Source organism: Paenibacillus sp. V4I9, from assembly GCF_030817295.1.
Classification (GTDB): domain Bacteria; phylum Bacillota; class Bacilli; order Paenibacillales; family NBRC-103111; genus Paenibacillus_E.
In genome coordinates, this window is record NZ_JAUSZE010000001.1 from 7,438,074 (window position 1) to 7,457,923 (window position 19,850).

General features: G+C 45.9%; 12 protein-coding genes, 1 tRNA gene, 3 rRNA genes and 2 pseudogenes. 15 read left to right on the forward strand and 3 right to left on the reverse strand.

Translation table 11 applies throughout. The annotated features are described in order from the left end of the window. Positions 1 to 30: 30 nt before the first annotated feature. The 15 genes and pseudogenes from gyrA to QFZ81_RS34350 all read left to right on the forward strand — a co-directional run bounded on the left by gyrA (position 31) and on the right by QFZ81_RS34350 (position 17,252). A pseudogene (gyrA, locus tag QFZ81_RS34280) lies at positions 31 to 2,524 on the forward strand (DNA gyrase subunit A). A gap of 81 nt (positions 2,525 to 2,605) precedes the next feature. Beyond that, positions 2,606 to 3,673, forward strand: coding sequence for an HD-GYP domain-containing protein (locus QFZ81_RS34285; RefSeq protein WP_307449251.1), 1,068 nt, complete (start codon positions 2,606 to 2,608; stop codon positions 3,671 to 3,673). Between the two features lie 348 nt (positions 3,674 to 4,021). Next, a 16S ribosomal RNA gene (locus tag QFZ81_RS34290) occupies positions 4,022 to 5,563 on the forward strand. Positions 5,564 to 5,761: 198 nt separating this feature from the next. Next, positions 5,762 to 8,680, forward strand: a 23S ribosomal RNA gene (locus QFZ81_RS34295). Between the two features lie 100 nt (positions 8,681 to 8,780). Next, positions 8,781 to 8,897: ribosomal RNA gene (gene rrf / locus QFZ81_RS34300) — 5S ribosomal RNA — on the forward strand. Together the 16S, 23S and 5S rRNA genes form the textbook arrangement of a ribosomal RNA operon. A gap of 102 nt (positions 8,898 to 8,999) precedes the next feature. Continuing rightward, positions 9,000 to 10,202, forward strand: a complete 1,203-nt coding sequence (locus QFZ81_RS34305) for a putative glycoside hydrolase (RefSeq protein WP_307436805.1) — start codon at positions 9,000 to 9,002, stop codon at positions 10,200 to 10,202. Between the two features lie 163 nt (positions 10,203 to 10,365). Then, positions 10,366 to 11,823: an IMP dehydrogenase gene (gene guaB, locus QFZ81_RS34310; protein ID WP_307436802.1), complete on the forward strand. Its 1,458-nt coding sequence runs from the start codon at positions 10,366 to 10,368 to the stop codon at positions 11,821 to 11,823. Between the two features lie 117 nt (positions 11,824 to 11,940). Further along, positions 11,941 to 13,296: a D-alanyl-D-alanine carboxypeptidase family protein gene (locus QFZ81_RS34315; RefSeq protein WP_307606318.1), complete on the forward strand. Its 1,356-nt coding sequence runs from the start codon at positions 11,941 to 11,943 to the stop codon at positions 13,294 to 13,296. Between the two features lie 121 nt (positions 13,297 to 13,417). Next, positions 13,418 to 14,299 carry a pyridoxal 5'-phosphate synthase lyase subunit PdxS gene (gene pdxS / locus QFZ81_RS34320; protein ID WP_307436797.1) on the forward strand — a complete coding sequence of 294 codons (882 nt, stop codon included), beginning with the start codon at positions 13,418 to 13,420 and terminating at the stop codon, positions 14,297 to 14,299. Further along, positions 14,299 to 14,881: pseudogene (gene pdxT / locus QFZ81_RS34325) on the forward strand (pyridoxal 5'-phosphate synthase glutaminase subunit PdxT). The gene pdxS and the pseudogene pdxT overlap by 1 nt, the downstream one beginning before the upstream one ends. A gap of 93 nt (positions 14,882 to 14,974) precedes the next feature. Continuing rightward, positions 14,975 to 16,255, forward strand: a complete 1,281-nt coding sequence (gene serS, locus QFZ81_RS34330; protein ID WP_307436792.1) for a serine--tRNA ligase — start codon at positions 14,975 to 14,977, stop codon at positions 16,253 to 16,255. Positions 16,256 to 16,338: 83 nt separating this feature from the next. After that, a tRNA-Ser gene (locus tag QFZ81_RS34335) sits at positions 16,339 to 16,425 on the forward strand. Positions 16,426 to 16,553: 128 nt separating this feature from the next. Beyond that, positions 16,554 to 16,901 carry a hypothetical protein gene (locus tag QFZ81_RS34340; protein ID WP_307436789.1) on the forward strand — a complete coding sequence of 116 codons (348 nt, stop codon included), beginning with the start codon at positions 16,554 to 16,556 and terminating at the stop codon, positions 16,899 to 16,901. Positions 16,902 to 16,922: 21 nt separating this feature from the next. Further along, the gene (locus QFZ81_RS34345; RefSeq protein WP_164484184.1) at positions 16,923 to 17,084 is read left to right on the forward strand and encodes a hypothetical protein; all 162 of its coding nucleotides are present in this window, start codon (positions 16,923 to 16,925) and stop codon (positions 17,082 to 17,084) included. After that, on the forward strand, positions 17,085 to 17,252 hold the full coding sequence (locus tag QFZ81_RS34350) for a small acid-soluble spore protein P (protein ID WP_307436787.1): 168 nt from the start codon (positions 17,085 to 17,087) through the stop codon (positions 17,250 to 17,252). A 263-nt stretch (positions 17,253 to 17,515) separates the two neighbouring features. Here QFZ81_RS34350 and QFZ81_RS34355 read toward each other — a convergent pair whose 3' ends face one another. The 3 genes from QFZ81_RS34355 to QFZ81_RS34365 are packed head-to-tail and all read right to left on the reverse strand — an operon-like array spanning position 17,516 to position 19,795. Next, positions 17,516 to 18,727 carry a hypothetical protein gene (locus tag QFZ81_RS34355; RefSeq protein WP_307436784.1) on the reverse strand — a complete coding sequence of 404 codons (1,212 nt, stop codon included), beginning with the start codon at positions 18,725 to 18,727 and terminating at the stop codon, positions 17,516 to 17,518. Between the two features lie 22 nt (positions 18,728 to 18,749). Beyond that, entirely contained in the window at positions 18,750 to 19,196 is a 447-nt protein-coding gene (locus QFZ81_RS34360) for an anti-sigma factor (RefSeq protein WP_307606320.1), read from the reverse strand. Continuing rightward, complete coding sequence (locus QFZ81_RS34365; protein ID WP_307436778.1) at positions 19,193 to 19,795, reverse strand: RNA polymerase sigma factor; 603 nt, start codon at positions 19,793 to 19,795, stop codon at positions 19,193 to 19,195. The genes QFZ81_RS34360 and QFZ81_RS34365 overlap by 4 nt, the downstream gene beginning before the upstream one ends. Positions 19,796 to 19,850 lie beyond the last annotated feature (55 nt).

Genomic DNA, 19,850 nt, shown 5'->3' on the forward strand with positions numbered 1-19,850 from the left:
TAACGATGTAAGCTTTCAGGAGGAACATTCATGAGCGAAGAATTACATTCGCAAGTCAAAGAAATTGACATTTCTACCGAAATGCGTACATCTTTCTTAGACTATGCGATGAGTATCATTGTCAGTCGTGCACTGCCAGATGTAAGAGACGGTCTGAAGCCTGTTCATCGTCGTATCTTGTTTGCGATGTCTGAGCTAGGCATGTCTCCAGATAAACCACATAAGAAATCGGCGAGAATCGTTGGTGAAGTCATCGGTAAGTACCATCCGCATGGAGACACTGCGGTATATGAGACGATGGTTCGAATGGCGCAAGATTTCTCACTTCGTTATATGCTGGTTGATGGTCATGGTAACTTTGGATCGATCGACGGTGATATGGCAGCAGCCATGCGTTATACCGAAGCTCGCTTGTCTAAGATCGCGATGGAGCTTCTTCGTGATATTAACAGAGAGACAATTGACTATAAACCAAACTATGATGGCGAAGAACATGAACCGGTTGTTCTCCCTTCTCGTTTTCCGAACTTGCTTGTGAACGGAAGCTCCGGGATTGCGGTAGGGATGGCTACGAACATTCCTCCTCATAACCTTCGTGAGGTTATCGAAGGTATCCAAATGATGATTGAAAATCCGGATATTACACCTCTTGAATTGATGCAAGCTATTAAAGGACCGGATTTCCCAACAGCTGGCTTTATCTTAGGCCGTGAGGGGATTAGACAAGCCTATCAAACAGGCAGAGGTTCTGTTACGATGCGCGCTAGAACTGTTATTGAAGAAAACAATAATAAAGCTAGAATCATTGTTAATGAGCTGCCTTATCAAGTAAATAAAGCTAGATTAGTTGAGAAAATAGCGGAACTTGTTCGTGAGAAAAAGATTGATGGTATCACGGATCTTCGAGATGAATCCGACCGCAACGGTATGCGAGTTGTCATTGAGCTTCGTCGCGACGTCAACCCGCATGTTGTTCTGAATAACTTGTTTAAACATACGGCCATGCAATCGAACTTCGGTATTATTATGCTTGCACTCGTCAACGGCGAACCAAGAGTTCTAAATCTTCGCGAGATGCTGCATTATTATCTCAAGCATCAGCAAGAAGTAATTCGCCGTAGAACTGAGTTTGATCTGCGCAAAGCGGAAGCGCGCGCTCACATTTTGGAAGGCTTACGAATCGCACTTGATCACTTGGATCAAGTTATTGCTTTGATTCGTGCTTCCCGTACAACGGAAGAAGCTAGAGAAGGGCTCATGACTACGTTTAATTTGAGCCTCGATCAAGCTCAAGCTATTCTCGACATGCGTTTACAGCGTTTAACAGGCTTAGAACGTGAGAAGATCGAAGCTGAGTATGCTGAACTTATGAAGAAAATTGCTGAGCTTAAAGCGATTCTTGCTGATGAGAATCTGATTCTAGCCATCATTACGCGAAGAATTGAATGAAATTAAAGAAAAATTCGGCGATGAGCGACGTTCTGAAATTACGGTTGGTGAGGAAAGCATCGAAGATGAAGACCTTATCCCACGTGAAGATGTCGTCATCACGATTACGCATACGGGTTACATTAAGCGTCTTCCGGTTACGACGTATCGGAACCAGAAGCGTGGAGGACGTGGCATTGTCGGAATGGACACCAAGGACAATGACTTCGTCGAACATTTATTCGTGACGAATACGCATCATTATCTGATGTTCTTTACGAATAAAGGTAAAGTGTATCGTCTGAAAGCTTATGAGATTCCGGATTTGAGCCGGACGGCTCGTGGAACACCAATCATTAACTTAATCCAGATCGAGCAAGGTGAGACGGTTAACGCGGTGATTCCGGTAGAAAGCTTTGAAACAGAGCAATACTTATTCTTTGCAACGAAGCAAGGTGTTGTGAAGAAAACACCGATCGACGATTATTCAAACATTCGTAAAGGCGGCTTAATCGCCATTAATTTACGGGAAGATGATGATCTCATTGGTGTGAAACTGACTGACGGTAACCAAGGCATTATTATGGGAACCAAGTTAGGCATGTCCATCCACTTCCCAGAACAAGATGTTCGTTCCATGGGTAGGTCTGCTACTGGGGTTAAAGGTATACACCTGGACCCAGAAGATACGGTTATTGATATGGACGTTGTCCATGAAGATAATAGTGTACTCATTGTAACGACCAAAGGCTTTGGTAAGAGAACGCCTGTTTCTGAATATCGGATCCAGTCACGCGGTGGTAAAGGGATTAAGACCTTGAACGTTACAGATAAGAACGGCCCTATTGTCGGTCTTAAAGTGGTACAAAATGATGAGGATCTTATGATTATTACAGCATCGGGTACTGTTATTCGTACAAGTATGGACGGCATCTCTATGATGGGTCGTAACACGCAGGGTGTACGCTTAATCAATATTCGTGAAGACGATGAAGTTGGAACCTTAGCTCGCGTGCAGAAAAATGAAGAGCAAGGCGAGAATGAGGAAGATGGCGATTGGGAAGAAACAGAAGTAACTGAAACAGAAGAAGAATAAAATGTCGGGATGGGGCTTACAAACCCATCCCTTTTACTTTACAATAAGAAGTATAAGACAAATTAAGGTGAGTGAATGATTGTGCCGACAGTAGCCGTTTCTCAATTAAAATATGGTGAAAGATTAGGCGATAACGTAATAACGAAATTGGGAAATGTACTTTTTAATAAAGGAAAAGTCATTAGTGAAAGAGAGATTGAAATTCTAAAAGCATTTCTCATTTCATCAGTCTTTATTGAATCTAAGAATGGTATAGAATCCGAAGCCACGAGTGAAGAAACGAAACCGAATGAGGTTGCAACCGTTCATCCTTTTTATATGGAATATCAGAAAATGTTGAAGCTCCTTAAACGCGTCTTTTATCTAGCTAATGGTGGACAACCGCTTCCCATTTTAGATCTTCGGAACGGTCTTGAAGCACTCATTCAACATATTGATGCCTATAAAGTACTTACCTTCACACCGAAAAATCGCAGTTTGCAAGATTACATCTATCACAAAAGTATTCAGGTCAGCTTAACCGCTTATTCATTAGCTAGATGGCATGGTCTTCCTCAGAAAGATCTGATGCAAATTGCGTTAGCCGGACTCTTACATGACATTGGTGTTTCTAAAGTTGATCCAGCCATTCTTGAGAAGAAGAGTGCTCTAACAGTATCCGAAATGGATGAGATTAAACAGCACACGCTAATCGGGTATCAAATTCTTAAAAATATTTCCGGTATTAACGAAGGTGTCAAATTAACGGCCATTCAGCATCATGAACGTGAGGATGGGTCGGGTTATCCTCTAGGAGTTAAAGGTGACAAGATTCACATGTATGCCAAAATAGTTGCGATTGCTGATATTTATAACGCCATGACCAATGAGCGTTACTATAAAACGGCTGTATCGCCGTATGTTGTACTAGAGCAGCTCTTCACTGAATCATTCGGTAAGGTAGATCCAACCCTAGTTCAAGTATTTATGAACAAGTCCACACAAATAAGCAATGGAACAATCGTAAAACTAAGCGATAACCGTGTAGGTGAGATTATTTTCTCCGATCGCTCGCATCCTACCAGACCTTGGATTAACGTTAATGGAACGATCGTAAATTTAACATTAGAAAGAAGCCTATTCATTCAAGATGTTATTGGTCATATTTAAAAGTCATAGAGATAATGTTAACCCCCTACTATAGGGGGTTTTCTTTATTATTAAGAAATGATTAAGAAAAGCTTGCATTCTGCCTTTAGATTTGTTATATTACTCCTTGTCGCTTCGGCGGTCGAATGAAAGAACGAAAGAAATTAAAAAAAGTTCTTGCAATCGAATAGGCAGATGTGGTATATTAATCAAGTCGCCTTTGAGGGGCGAAGGATTAAAATGAAAGAAATTGATCTTTGAAAACTGAACAACGAGTGAGTAAGCACGAATGAGAAATCGTTCAAAAAAGAGATTGCAAAATCTCGCTAGCAACGCAAATGAGCAATTAAGCTTTCAAATAGTTTTACTATTATGGAGAGTTTGATCCTGGCTCAGGACGAACGCTGGCGGCGTGCCTAATACATGCAAGTCGAGCGGATTTATCCTTCGGGATAAGTTAGCGGCGGACGGGTGAGTAACACGTAGGTAACCTGCCTATAAGACTGGGATAACTATCGGAAACGATAGCTAAGACCGGATAACTGGTTTTCTCGCATGAGAGAATTATGAAACACGGAGCAATCTGTGGCTTATAGATGGGCCTGCGGCGCATTAGCTAGTTGGTAGGGTAACGGCCTACCAAGGCGACGATGCGTAGCCGACCTGAGAGGGTGAACGGCCACACTGGGACTGAGACACGGCCCAGACTCCTACGGGAGGCAGCAGTAGGGAATCTTCCGCAATGGACGCAAGTCTGACGGAGCAACGCCGCGTGAGTGATGAAGGTTTTCGGATCGTAAAGCTCTGTTGCCCTAGACGAACAGCAAGGAGAGTAACTGCTCTTTGTGTGACGGTATAGGAGAAGAAAGCCCCGGCTAACTACGTGCCAGCAGCCGCGGTAATACGTAGGGGGCAAGCGTTGTCCGGAATTATTGGGCGTAAAGCGCGCGCAGGCGGTCAATTAAGTTGGGTGTTTAAGCCCGGGGCTCAACCCCGGTTCGCATCCAAAACTGGTTGACTTGAGTGTAGGAGAGGAAAGTGGAATTCCACGTGTAGCGGTGAAATGCGTAGAGATGTGGAGGAACACCAGTGGCGAAGGCGACTTTCTGGCCTATAACTGACGCTGAGGCGCGAAAGCGTGGGGAGCAAACAGGATTAGATACCCTGGTAGTCCACGCCGTAAACGATGCATACTAGGTGTCGGGGATTCGATTCCTCGGTGCCGAAGTTAACACAGTAAGTATGCCGCCTGGGGAGTACGCTCGCAAGAGTGAAACTCAAAGGAATTGACGGGGACCCGCACAAGCAGTGGAGTATGTGGTTTAATTCGAAGCAACGCGAAGAACCTTACCAGGTCTTGACATCCCTCTGAATACGGTAGAGATATCGTAGGCCTTCGGGACAGAGGAGACAGGTGGTGCATGGTTGTCGTCAGCTCGTGTCGTGAGATGTTGGGTTAAGTCCCGCAACGAGCGCAACCCTTGATCTTAGTTGCCAGCACTTTGGGTGGGCACTCTAAGATGACTGCCGGTGACAAACCGGAGGAAGGTGGGGATGACGTCAAATCATCATGCCCCTTATGACCTGGGCTACACACGTACTACAATGGTCGGTACAACGGGAAGCGAAGCCGCGAGGTGGAGCCAATCCTTAAAAGCCGATCTCAGTTCGGATTGCAGGCTGCAACTCGCCTGCATGAAGTCGGAATTGCTAGTAATCGCGGATCAGCATGCCGCGGTGAATACGTTCCCGGGTCTTGTACACACCGCCCGTCACACCACGAGAGTTTACAACACCCGAAGTCGGTGGGGTAACCCGCAAGGGAGCCAGCCGCCGAAGGTGGGGTAGATGATTGGGGTGAAGTCGTAACAAGGTAGCCGTATCGGAAGGTGCGGCTGGATCACCTCCTTTCTATGGAGACTCGGTCTTGATAAGACCAGTCAAGTGTACGTAAGTACACAAATCGCTTACTCACTCGTGTTCAGTTTTGAAGGATGAATTTACCTTCAACGTTGTTCCTTGAAAACTAGATAACGAAACAAAACGTAAAGTAAGAACTTAGGTTGTGACAATCTAACGATTGCACAAAAATCTTTAAAGTTTTTTCTAGGTTAAGCTAGAAAGAGCACACGGAGGATGCCTAGGCACTAGGAGCCGAAGAAGGACGTGGCGAACGACGAAATGCCTCGGGGAGCCGTAAGCAGGCTTTGATCCGGGGATGTCCGAATGGGGGAACCCAGCTGTGGTAATGCGCAGTTACTCTATTGTGAATACATAGCAATAGTAGAGGCATACCCAGGGAACTGAAACATCTAAGTACCTGGAGGAAAAGAAAACAAAAGTGATTCCGTCAGTAGCGGCGAGCGAAAGCGGAATAGCCCAAACCAAGGAGCTTGCTCCTTGGGGTTGTAGGACCTCGTTGTGGGGTTAGTTCGGTAGGCGAAGCGATCTGGAAAGGTCCGGCATAGAAGGTAAAAGCCCTGTAGCCAAAATCGAACGAAACCCCTAGAGGTATCCTGAGTACGGCGGGTCACGTGAAACCCCGTCGGAATCCGGCAGGACCATCTGCCAAGGCTAAATACTCCCTAGTGACCGATAGTGAAGCAGTACCGTGAGGGAAAGGTGAAAAGCACCGCGGAAGCGGAGTGAAAAAGAACCTGAAACCGTGTGCTTACAAAAAGTTAGAGCCCTCTATATGGGTGATGGCGTGCCTTTTGTAGAATGAACCGGCGAGTTACGTTCCCGTGCGAGGTTAAGCTGAAAAGGCGGAGCCGCAGCGAAAGCGAGTCTGAATAGGGCGCTTTAGTACGTGGACGTAGACCCGAAACCGTGTGATCTACCCCTGTCCAGGGTGAAGGTGAGGTAACACTCACTGGAGGCCCGAACCCACGCATGTTGAAAAATGCGGGGATGAGGTGGGGGTAGCGGAGAAATTCCAATCGAACTCGGAGATAGCTGGTTCTCCCCGAAATAGCTTTAGGGCTAGCCTCGGATGTTGAGTTGTGGAGGTAAAGCACTGATTGGGTGCGGGGCCCGCCAAGGGTTACCAAGTCCAGTCAAACTCTGAATGCCACAAACTTAAATCCGGGAGTCAGACAGTGAGTGCTAAGATCCATTGTCAAAAGGGAAACAGCCCAGACCATCAGCTAAGGTCCCCAAGTGTGTGTTAAGTGGGAAAGGATGTGGAGTTGCACAGACAACCAGGATGTTGGCTTAGAAGCAGCCACCATTGAAAGAGTGCGTAATAGCTCACTGGTCGAGTGACTCTGCGCCGAAAATGTAACGGGGCTAAACACGCCACCGAAGCTATGGCTTGCACTTTAGTGCATGGGTAGGGGAGCGTTGTATGTACGTTGAATTCTGACCGTAAGGACAGGTGGAGCGCATACAAGTGAGAATGCCGGTATAAGTAACGAAAAGATCAGTGAGAATCTGATCCGCCGAAAACCTAAGGGTTCCTGAGGAAGGCTCGTCCGCTCAGGGTAAGTCGGGACCTAAGGCGAGGCCGAAAGGCGTAGTCGATGGACAACAGGTGGAAATTCCTGTACCACCGTAGCCGTTATGAGCAATGGAGTGACGCAGAAGGATAGTGACGCGAGCTGATGGATGCTCGTCCAAGCAGTGAGGCTGATGTGTAGGCAAATCCGCACATCGTAAGGCTGGGCTGTGATGGGGAGGGAAATTTAAGTACCGAAGGTCATGAGTTTACACTGCCAAGAAAAGCTTCTAGCCAGGCGAAGGTGCCCGTACCGCAAACCGACACAGGTGGGTGAGAAGAGAATTCTAAGGCGCGCGGAAGAACTCTCGTTAAGGAACTCGGCAAAATGACCCCGTAACTTCGGGAGAAGGGGTGCCTCGGTAGGGTGAATAGCCCGAGGGGGCCGCAGTGAAAAGGCCCAAGCGACTGTTTAGCAAAAACACAGGTCTGTGCGAAGCCGCAAGGCGAAGTATACGGGCTGACGCCTGCCCGGTGCTGGAAGGTTAAGAGGAGTGGTTAGGGACCTCGGTTCCGAAGCTATGAATTGAAGCCCCAGTAAACGGCGGCCGTAACTATAACGGTCCTAAGGTAGCGAAATTCCTTGTCAGGTAAATTCTGACCCGCACGAATGGCGTAACGACTTGGGCGCTGTCTCAACGAGAGATCCGGTGAAATTTTAATACCTGTGAAGATGCAGGTTACCCGCGACAAGACGGAAAGACCCCATGGAGCTTTACTGCAGCTTGATATTGGACTTTGGTACGATCTGTACAGGATAGGTGGGAGCCTTTGAAGCCTGAGCGCCAGCTTGGGTGGAGGCATCGTTGGGATACCACCCTGATCGTATCGGAGTTCTAACCTAGTACCGTGATCCGGTATGGGGACAGTGTCAGGTGGGCAGTTTGACTGGGGCGGTCGCCTCCTAAAATGTAACGGAGGCGTTTAAAGGTTCCCTCAGAATGGTTGGAAATCATTCGCAGAGTGCAAAGGCATAAGGGAGCTTGACTGCGAGACCTACAAGTCGAGCAGGGACGAAAGTCGGACTTAGTGATCCGGTGGTACCGAATGGAAGGGCCATCGCTCAACGGATAAAAGCTACCCTGGGGATAACAGGCTTATCTCCCCCAAGAGTCCACATCGACGGGGAGGTTTGGCACCTCGATGTCGGCTCATCGCATCCTGGGGCTGAAGTAGGTCCCAAGGGTTGGGCTGTTCGCCCATTAAAGCGGTACGCGAGCTGGGTTCAGAACGTCGTGAGACAGTTCGGTCCCTATCTGTCGCGGGCGTAGGAAATTTGAGAGGAGCTGTCCTTAGTACGAGAGGACCGGGATGGACGTACCGCTGGTGTACCAGTTGTCTCGCCAGAGGCATCGCTGGGTAGCTATGTACGGAGGGGATAAGCGCTGAAAGCATCTAAGCGCGAAGCCCCCCTCAAGATGAGATTTCCCAGTATGTAAGACCCCTTGTAGACGACGAGGTTGATAGGTTCGAGGTGGAAGTGCAGCAATGCATGCAGCTGACGAATACTAATCGGTCGAGGGCTTAACCAAAATTCCTAAGTAATCTAACTTTACGCAAGTTTCGTATCTAGTTTTCAGGGTGCAAGACAGCCTGAACTGGTTTTCGATGTTTCCTGGCAGAAGCATCCCGTTTGGTGATGATGGCGGAGGGGACCCACGCGTTCCCATCTCGAACACGACCGTTAAGCCCTCCAGCGTCGATGGTACTTGAACCGCAGGGTTCTGGGAGAGTAGAACGTTGCCAAGCAATATAAAGAGTCTTTTTGGAAGAAATTCCAGAAAGACTCTTTTTTTACATCAGTACAATGCGACATATTAAACCATACTAGCCCTATGAGGAGGGATTAGTATGGGTGCATCGATATACAGGAGATGTTTGCGTGTTTTGTTTCTTGGTTTCTTAGTGATACAAATGGTAAGTGGCTGCTATGCCAAGATGGGCTCGATCAAGGATGGTACAGATCCGTTAGGCGCTTTAAACAATTTAGGAAAGACATTGCCTATCTCAATCCAAGAAGCGAAGCAACTGTCTTCAGCTGAGGTCAAGAACCTGCCTCAAAAGCCAGCTAAGCAGGTTGTTAAAGGTATTTATGTATCCGCCTGGTCAGCGGTAGGCAATAAATTTGAGCAGTTGGTTGACCTAGTGGATCAAACCGATCTGAATGCGATGGTTATCGATGTAAAGAACGATTCGGGACAAGTTACATATCCGTCGGCGGTTCCTTTGGTGAATGAAATAGGGGCAAATAGCCATGTTATTATTCGTGATCTGAAAGCCATCCTTCTAAGGTTAAAAGAGAAGCACATATATACGATTGCGCGAGTCGTTGTGTTTAAAGATCCTTATCTAAGCATGAAAAAAAGTAATTATGCGATGATGACTCAAGCGGGTAACGTGTGGAAGGATAGTAAAGGAACGGCTTGGGTGGACCCCTATAAGGAAGAAGTGTGGGATTATAACGTTCAAATTGCTAAGGAAGCAGCTTTATTAGGTTTTGATGAAATCCAGTTCGATTATGTGAGGTTTCCTGAGAATGGCAAGAAAGTGGATCAGGAGGTCAAATTTGATAACCCCAATAAATGGACCAAAGCACAGGTAATCGAGAATTTCCTCAAGAAAGCCAAAGAACAAATGGGTGGACAAGCTTATTTATCTGCTGATGTCTTTGGATTAACAACTTCGTCTGATAATGATATGGGCATTGGACAAGATTGGTTGATGATCAGTAAGCAGGTTCATTATATTTCACCTATGTTGTATCCTTCTCATTATTCTAGTGGGGTATATGGAATTAAGAATCCCGATTTACAACCTTATGCGGTTATTCGTAAAGCGATTAGCGATGCAAATGGGAAGAACCAGCTTTTAGTGAAATCAGATAGTCATATTGCGGAAATAAGACCATGGTATCAGGATTTTACAGCCACTTGGGTGAAATCACATAAGAAATATGGGACTATTGATGTTAAGGAGCAAATTAAAGCAGCAAAAGAGCAAGGTGTGGAACAATTTTTGTTATGGAACTCGAGCAGCACGTATTCGTATCGTTAACGGAATTGACTTATTCGGGCAGAAGGTTATCCGGTAGACTTGTCCTTTTCCTTGACACGAAAAATAGGCTTTTGTTAAGATTGCAATCATAAACAAAACGAATGAGAAGATTCATTCGAATAAAGCTTTCTTTCATAGAGAGCTCTAAGGAGGAATACGTGTTGTGAGGGAAGACAAGTTTGGTAAGGAAGGCTTAACGTTTGATGATGTATTGTTGGTGCCAAGAAAGTCTGAAGTGTTCGGTAAGGAGATCGACGTTTCAACCGTACTTGCGCCTCATGTGAAATTAAATATCCCGTTTATTAGCTCTGCTATGGATACTGTTACGGAATCTGCGCTTGCAATTGCGATGGCACGAGAAGGCGGTATCGGGATTATCCATAAGAATATGACGATTGAGCTTCAAGCTGAGCATGTTGACCGTGTTAAGAGATCAGAGAGTGGCGTTATCACGAATCCTTTCTCACTAACACCGGAGCATCATGTTTATGACGCGGAAGAGCTGATGGCGAAATACCGTATATCTGGTGTACCGATTGTGAATGAAGCGAACAAGCTGGTGGGGATTTTAACGAACCGCGACCTGCGCTTTGTACACGATTATTCCATCAAAATCAAAGAAGTAATGACCCAAGAAGATCTGGTTACGGCTCCTGTGGGGACCACGCTTCAGCAAGCGGAAGGTATTCTTCAAAAGCATAAAATTGAGAAATTGCCTTTGGTCGATGAAAATTTTGAGCTTAAAGGTTTAATCACGATTAAGGATATTGAGAAGGCCATTCAGTTCCCTAACTCCGCTAAGGATGCACAGGGGCGTTTACTCGTAGGTGCAGCTGTAGGTGTTGCTAAGGACGTTATGGAGAGAGCAGCAGCTCTTGTAAAAGCAGGCATCGACGTGATTGTCGTAGATTCTGCGCATGGTCATCACATTAATATCGCAGAAACCGTGAAAAAGCTTAGATCACAATATCCAGAGCTGCCTATCATCGCAGGAAATGTTGCCACAGGTGACGGTACACGTGACCTCATTAAGGCTGGAGCATCCATGGTGAAGGTAGGAATTGGGCCTGGATCCATTTGTACAACAAGGGTTATTGCAGGGATTGGTGTTCCTCAAATTACAGCTATTTATGATTGTGCGCAAGCTGCAGCAGAGTTTGGAGTCCCAATTATCGCAGATGGCGGTATCAAGTACTCCGGTGATGTTGTCAAAGCGATCGCAGCGGGGGCTAGTGCGGTTATGATTGGTAGTCTTTTTGCTGGAACGGATGAGAGTCCGGGTGAATCGGAAATTTTCCAAGGGCGTAAATTCAAGGTATATCGGGGTATGGGCTCTTTAGGGGCGATGAAGGAAGGCAGCAAGGACCGTTATTTCCAAGAGAACGAGAGCAAGCTTGTTCCTGAGGGTATCGAGGGTCGTGTAGCTTATAAAGGGCCAATGGCGGATACTGTTTATCAACTCGTGGGCGGTCTTCGCTCAGGTATGGGGTACTGTGGTGCCCGCAATATTCAAGAACTTATTCATGATACCCAGTTTATTCGAATTACAGGTGCAGGTTTAAAAGAAAGTCATCCGCATGATATTCAAATTACCAAAGAAGCACCTAATTACTCGTTGTAATTGTCACAATATAGATGAAATTGGAGGCGTGGGAAAATGAACCTACGTCTTCTTTTTTTTGTCCAATAGGGTGTGGTACAATATAACGTATTATTACATCATTAGGAGAGTGAAATTGTGAGATTTTTAAGTTTTACAAAGAAAAAGGTTGCTTTGGTGTTAGGTGTCAGTTTAATTGCTCAATCCTTACTTTTACATATACAACCAACATATGCCGCGGATACCAAAGCACCAGCAGCCACAACTACACCAGCAGCCTCAACGGCCCCAACGGCGCCAACGCCAGCACTCAATGAACCTAAACCAGCAGCTAAATCTGCGATTATTATGGAAGCAAGCACAGGAGCCGTACTCTATGAATTAAATGCGGATGAAGCTTTCCCACCAGCAAGTATGGCCAAAATGATGACTGAGTACCTGGCCATGGAGAGTATTAAAGAAGGTAAATTCAAATGGGATTCGCCAGTAACAGCAACTAAAAATGCTGCAGACGTGATTGGTTCTGGACAACTGATCGCTGAAAATGAAACATTGACTTTCAAAGATATGTTTAATGCGATGTCAATCTACTCCGCGAACGATGCTTCCGTGGCTTTTGCCGAATTAATCGGTGGTACGGAAGAAAATTTTGCGAAAATGATGAACGAAAAAGCCAAACAACTTGGTATGTCAGACAAAGCTCATTTCATTAGCGCTACTGGACTTTCACGCGCCGATCTCAAAAATCCGCCGGCATCTATTGAAGGTGAGACCAAAATGACTGCACGAGATGCTGGCATTCTCGCCTATAATATCCTTAAGGATCATAAAGAAATTCTTGAATTTACGAAAATCCCATCTTTAAAACTAAGAGCTACGGATAAAACGCCGATGATCAATTGGAACTGGATGTTAGAAGGAAATCTGAGCAACACCAATTTGAAAAAGTATGCTTATCAAGGACTGGACGGTTTGAAAACAGGTTCTACTGATGATGCAGGGTACTGCTTTACAGGGACTGCTGAACGAAATGGAATGCGTATTATCACTGTTGTCATGGGTACCAAAACAGAACCGGAGCGTTTCAACGAAACGAGAAAGCTGCTCGATTATGGATTCAATAATTTTGAAATTAAACCTTTCCTTAATGCGAAGCAAGAAATAGATTCTTTGAAAATCGTAAACATTAAGAAAGGTGTTCAAACACAAGTACCTCTTGTGACTAAAACGGGTCTGACGTTCGTCACTCGAAAAGGTGCGAAAGATACTGACTTTAAAATTACGGCAGAGCCGCTTGAAGAGAGCAAGCTCGTAGCACCTATTACGAAGGGCGATACGCTCGGTAAAGTGAAGGTAAGCTACAATGGACAAGATAAAACGGTTGATCTAATTGCTAATGATGATGTACAAAAAGGCAGCTGGATTCGTCTCTTGTTCCGCTCCTTCAAAAACTTCTTCAGCGATATGTTTAAAGGGATTAAAGACGGCTCCTAGACCAGAAAATGGGTTGTATATTAACCCTCCTTCATGTAAAATAATTGTTTAGAAGATTTACTATCGAATCGTGTAGGAAACTGCATGAAATTGGCATACAAGCTATAGGAGGATATAAAGAATGGAAACAGGAACTTCCCGCGTTAAAACTGGTATGGCCGAAATGCAAAAAGGCGGCGTCATCATGGACGTTATGAATGCCGAGCAAGCTAAAATCGCAGAAGCAGCTGGCGCGTCCGCTATTATGGCGCTTGAGCGCGTACCCGCTGACATTCGTGCAGCTGGTGGCGTATCCCGTATGGCTGACCCTTCAATCGTTGAAGATGTGATGAGAGTAGTATCCATTCCTGTCATGGCGAAAGCAAGAATTGGACACTTCGTTGAAGCGAAAATTCTTGAATCCCTAGGCGTTGACTATATCGATGAGAGTGAAGTACTTACACCTGCGGATGAAGTATTCCACATCAACAAACGCGATTTCACGGTTCCTTTCGTATGTGGTTGCCGCGATCTTGGTGAAGCTTTGCGTCGTATTGGTGAGGGTGCTTCCATGCTTCGTACCAAAGGTGAGCCAGGGACTGGTAATATCGTAGAAGCTGTTCGTCATATGCGTACAATTCAAGGTCAAATTCGCAAAATCCAAGGAATGTCCAAGGATGAATTGATGTTTGAAGCGAAAACACTTGGCGCTCCTTATGAGTTGCTTCTACAAGTTCACGAAACAGGTAAATTGCCTGTTGTTAACTTCGCAGCTGGTGGTGTTTCCACACCTGCAGATGCTGCGCTCATGATGCACCTTGGTTCCGATGGTGTATTCGTAGGCTCCGGTATTTTCAAATCCGATAGCCCTGAGAAATTCGCGAAAGCGATTGTTGAAGCCGTAACTCACTACACAGACTATAAATTGATTGCAGAAATCTCCAAAAACCTGGGTGCCCCTATGAAGGGAATCGAAATTTCCAAGCTGCAAGCTTCCGAGCGTATGCAGGAGCGCGGCTGGTAATGACGAAGATCGGAGTTCTCGCGCTGCAAGGCGCGGTAGCAGAACATATTCGTGGGATCGAGAAGGCTGGCGCCGAAGGCGTCGTTGTCAAACGAACCGAGCAGCTAGCTGATCTTGATGGGATTATTCTACCGGGTGGGTGGAGAGAGTACGACAATCGGCAAGTTAATGCGCACCTATGGTTTCATTGATGCGCTGAAGGATTTTTCCGCCGCGGGCAAGCCGATTTTCGGCACCTGCGCGGGGTTGATTGTCATCGCGAAAGAGATCAACGGGCAGCCGGAAGCTCACCTTGAGCTGATGGATATCACGGTGGCTCGCAACGCGTTCGGTCGTCAGCGCGAAAGCTTTGAGACGGACTTGCCGATCAAAGGTATCGACGAAAACGTTCGCGCGGTCTTTATTCGGGCCCCACTCATCGAGAAGGTGGGACCTGGGGTAGATGTACTGGCTACGTATGACGGCCAGATCGTTGCAGCGCAGCAAGGGCATCTCCTTGCAGCGTCGTTTCACCCAGAGCTGACAGACGACTTCCGTCTGCACAGCTATTTCTTAGATATGGTAAAGCAAAGACAAGCATAATTGATGGTACAAGCACCTTGATATCACCGGATTATTGCCGGTAAGGTGCTTGCTTCCATATTCTAAACATTTTGCGCTAACGGAGGAATCTCCTTGTTTGATGTAAAGTTACTTCGAAGTGATTTGGCAGCTGTACAAGCTGCAATGCAAAACCGTGGTAAACAAATTGAAGAGTTGAACGGCTTTACGGAATTAGATTTGAAGCGTAGAGAGCTCTTACAAGAAACCGAGCAGCTCAAAAACCGCCGAAATACGGTATCCCAAGAGGTAGCTGGTCGCAAAAGATCCGGCGAGAATGCGGATGAGCTGATCCAAGAAATGAAAGTTGTCGGAGACCGCATTAAGGAGCTCGATGACGAGATTCGCTTACTGGACGAGTCCTTACAGCAGATATTGCTTTCCATCCCTAATATGCCCCATGCAAGCGTTCCTGTGGGCCGCACGGAAGAAGAGAATGTGGAACTGCGCCGCGTTGGTGATATTCCACAGTTCGATTACGAAGTGAAACCGCACTGGGAAGTAGCGCAAGAGCTTGGCATTCTAGATTTCGAAGCTGCGGCGAAGGTGACGGGTTCGCGTTTCGTTTTCTACAAAGGGCTTGGCGCTAGGCTGGAGCGTGCATTGATTAACTTCATGATGGACCTGCATAGCGATGAGCATGGATATGAAGAGATGCTGCCTCCATATATCGTCAACCGCGATAGTTTGACGGGAACAGGGCAGCTTCCCAAGTTTGAGGAAGATGTGTTTAAACTGGAGAATTCGGATTATTTTCTTATTCCGACTGCGGAAGTACCGGTAACGAATTATCATCGGGAAGATATTCTCACGAACGAGCAGCTTCCTGTTAATTTTGTTGCGTTCAGTGCATGTTTCCGTTCAGAAGCTGGATCTGCAGGTAGAGATACACGCGGTTTAATCAGACAGCACCAATTCAACAAAATTGAGCTCGTTAAGCTCGTTAAGCCCGAAGACTCCTACGATGAGTTGGAGAAGCTTACAGGGCATGCTGAGCGCGTTCTACAGCTTCTGAAGCTGCCTTACCGTGTGTTGTCACTTTGCACAGGGGATATCGGCTTCACGTCGGCTAAGACGTACGATCTGGAAGTATGGCTGCCTAATAGCGGCGCATACCGTGAAATCTCTAGCTGCAGTAACTTCGAAGACTTCCAAGCTCGCAGAGCGAACATCCGCTTCCGCAGAGATGCGAAGGCGAAGCCGGAATTTGTGCATACGCTGAATGGTTCAGGTCTTGCGCTTGGTCGTACAGTGGCTGCTATTCTCGAAAATTACCAGCAAGCTGACGGTTCGATTCAGGTTCCTGAGGTTCTCATTCCTTACATGAACAATGTCAAAGTGATTACAAAAAAATAGCACTTGATTCTCCTATAAGATCTGTGCTACAATGCTTTTTGTCACTGCACAAGGTTGTCTCCCTACTAGGAGACACCTATCGTGGAGAGGTGGTCGAGTGGTTTAAGGCAGCGGTCTTGAAAACCGCCGAGGTCGCAAGGTCTCCGTGGGTTCGAATCCCACCCTCTCCGTAACCATGGTAATACCCTAACCAAGAAGTCATGCGATTCATTTTGAATCGTGTGGCTTTTTTTGTTGTTTTTTTACATGGATAAAAGGCGGGTGGCCTCCGCATTTTATACATGTGGAGGTGTTACCTATGAGCAAAGCTGACAAGCTAACGATTGATCAAGCTGAATTGGTAAATGAGTGGATGACGGTACTCCCGACAACGCTGCATCAAACCGATCAGGCGCGTGTATGGGCCGATGAGGCCGATCCTCAGGCACTGAGGGTTCATATTATGGCGGCGGGGCATACGGGCTATACAATCGATTTTAAAGTCACCTACGTGGACGACAGAGAGGTAAAGGTTGAACTGACTGATGTGCAGCAGGGCACTACACACATTGATGAGACCAGTGAAATTGTGCAGAATCTGGTGGATGATTACATTCGGCATATCCACGAATGCGCACAAGCCTTGCAGAAAGTTACACACGCCTAAAGGGCGAAGGGGGAATTCACAATGACCAAACAAAGAGCGGTTGATAAAAATTTGCAGAATGTAGCTAAAGATTTTGAAGCTAGCCCTGTTAATAGCCATCAGGCTCAGCAAGTGCAGCAGCAAGTCAATGATCATAGACATCAAGATGCCTTAAACCATGACAAGAATAGGGGAGACCACTAAATGTCAAAACCGAAATCTTATTCTGCAGGGGATAATCTGGTAGAAAACGGTTCAGTAAAGAATAGTGATCGGAATAATAGTCCAGAGCCATTATCAGGCTCTAAGAAAGTGAAGAATCAGAATCACTCAAGAGCTTCTCACGCAGAAGGCCGCGGTCATGAAAACTAAATAATCGCGAAGAAAATCTTTACAAAATGTTTAAAATCCACAAAGCCGGACATACTATATTTTGTCGGTGAGCAGAGAGGTGTGGTTCCGTTGGAGCAATTAGCGAAAGGGAAACAACCGTTGCATAGAGGACTTTTCTACCTGTTATAATCAGGCTGGAGGGGATGTGCCAAAGACACTTACCGTGTTTTATAAGCAGATTTTCCTAAGGTTTACGTGTAACATGTTTTAAAGAAATCATCAACACCGACAAAAAAGAACCCTTAGGGGTTCTTTTTTTCGTCTATTTCAAGATATTGTTGAGGCATTGGATTCGATTGGTGCGATGACGAATGAGCATCATCAGTAAACGTTGAAAACGTTGAAACGTGCTGTTTACGGTTCACTAATAAACGTACGCCACCACCGATCAGCAGCAGGGCTACTATGAGGGTTTGACTGAAATTCGTAATTAAATACATGTAATTTTTTGAGCTAGGTAGAATTTGATACATAAATTGAACAACAACATCTTTTAGGACATAGTAACTGCCAAGTAAGATCAAAACCATGCCAATGGGTCGTTGATAAGCTGTCCAATTCTCGATGATTGGTTTGTCAATTAGGGTACCATTTTCGTACTTCGTAATGCTCTGCAAAGCATCAAAAAAGCTAAAAAACCAAAGAATCGGGATCAAAAATAAAAACAGAGACAATCGGAGTACATCCAATATATAAATGGAGAAGAGGAAGATCGCCATTAACTGGACGCCGCGTTTCGTCATAGAGAGGTACAAGTGAGCTGCTCCTGGAAAAATAGCAATAATCGTTGCCAATGTCCGGTTTTTGCGACCGTAGTCATCCCCAAAGTGGAAGTCTTCAAAAATACTGCGATCTATAAGCTCTAACCCCGCTTGTTTATTCCCCTGTTGCTTCAGTGCATCAAACATCGTGTAAAACCATAGAACTGGCAAGGCCAACAGAAAGGCAACAAAGCCTTCGTTATGCGTCATGATGGTGACGAAGAATACTAATATAGCAACTCCAAAGAAAGAGACCATCGCTGTAAGACCTCTATGCATCAACCCAAGCTGATAATGTCCGAGTCCAGGGATGAAGGAGAGCAGCATAATTTTTGTTTTTTCTTGTTGACCAGCCATTCGAGTGGAATAAGGATTCGCGTCCCAAGAAGGCTGCTCATGCTGCCCATGCTGCTCGGACCCGTAAGAGCCAGGCAAGCGATAGGGCTGTGAACGCAGCAGGAAGATAATCATATCCAGCATATTTACAACCCATGTCAAGGCGGCCAACAAGGCAAGAAGAATCAGGAAGTCATCCGGAGCGTGTAATATAGCGACTCCCATGAAGATAAGGAATAACGATCCAAAGAACCCGCCACCGTATAGGAGCCCGCGGAATAAACGGTTCATATATAGATGGCCTACTCCAGGTAGGAAGGACAGCAGGAATGCGACTAGGCTGCTTTTATTAGGCATTAAGGGTGTAACCTCCTTGTGTTTATTTATTTTGCAACGTGTCTAGCCACGTCAGTGTTTTATTTAGCAATTGGTCCGATATCGGTTTATCTGTTTGTAGGGAGGAAGATGTATTTATTGAGTTAGAAGGTTTAAACGAACCTACAGAGTCCAATTCCTGCGAAATTCCGTGAAAGAAGCCGGTAGCCACAAGGATGAGTGTAGCCGCTGCTGCAATACCGTAATGCAGCATTGTTGAGTGGTACCAAGAGCGCTTAGTTCCTGTCGTACGGGCAATGATAGCATCCACATACCCTTGCGTATCCCTTTCCATGATCGGAAGTATAGCTTCCATTTGTTCCAAACATGTCATATACATCGACAAGCATTCATCACACTGATACAGATGAAGCTCCATCTCACTCAAAGTATCGGGTGACAAACGCTCTTCCACATATTGCTTCCATACATGTTCATTATAATGGTTCACAAGAATTCCTCCTCCTTCCAATTGTTACGAAGCCACTGCTTGGCTCTATATAGCTTGGATTCTACCGTTTTTACCGTTACCCCATGAGCGTTGGCAATATCTTGATACGACTGATGATGAATATAGTAGGCCGTTAATACTTCATGATAGTTGGCAGGGATTTGATGGAGCTTCTTACGCACGAGCTCAGTCGTCTCATTCAATATCACTTCATGTTCCACACCATGCTCAGAATAAGGATGATTGCCAGAGGATTGGATGGGTTCCTCCATCTCAGCCGTCATTTCTTCCCTACGCCTGCTGGCCGATCGTTTGAAATCGATAGCCCGGTTCACCGCGATGCGAGTCATCCAGGTTTTCAGACCCTTCATTTGATACTGAGGGAGGGAGAAATAAATCCGGGTCCAAACATCCTGTGATAAATCTTCGGCATCCTTTGCATGGCGTACAATCGCATAGATCGTTTGGAACAAATGGTGACGATATGTTGTTACAAGCTCACGGAATGCTGCCTCATCGCCATTCATTATGCGCTTTACGAGTGCTTGTTCCTGAATATGCTTCTCCTCCTCTCCGCATGAATAGACGAAGGCAACCACCGGTACCCCTGCACGATTTCAAAAAGAAAAAGAACGAATCTTCAAGATCCGTTCC

Coding starts and splice junctions, on each gene's coding strand:
- QFZ81_RS34350 (WP_307436787.1), top strand. CDS start 17,085: ATGTCAAAACCGAAATCTTATTCTGCAGGGGATAATCTGGTAGAAAAC.
- QFZ81_RS34355 (WP_307436784.1), bottom strand. CDS start 18,727: ATGCCTAATAAAAGCAGCCTAGTCGCATTCCTGCTGTCCTTCCTACCT.
- QFZ81_RS34340 (WP_307436789.1), top strand. CDS start 16,554: ATGAGCAAAGCTGACAAGCTAACGATTGATCAAGCTGAATTGGTAAAT.
- pdxS (WP_307436797.1), top strand. CDS start 13,418: ATGGAAACAGGAACTTCCCGCGTTAAAACTGGTATGGCCGAAATGCAA.
- QFZ81_RS34305 (WP_307436805.1), top strand. CDS start 9,000: ATGGGTGCATCGATATACAGGAGATGTTTGCGTGTTTTGTTTCTTGGT.
- QFZ81_RS34345 (WP_164484184.1), top strand. CDS start 16,923: ATGACCAAACAAAGAGCGGTTGATAAAAATTTGCAGAATGTAGCTAAA.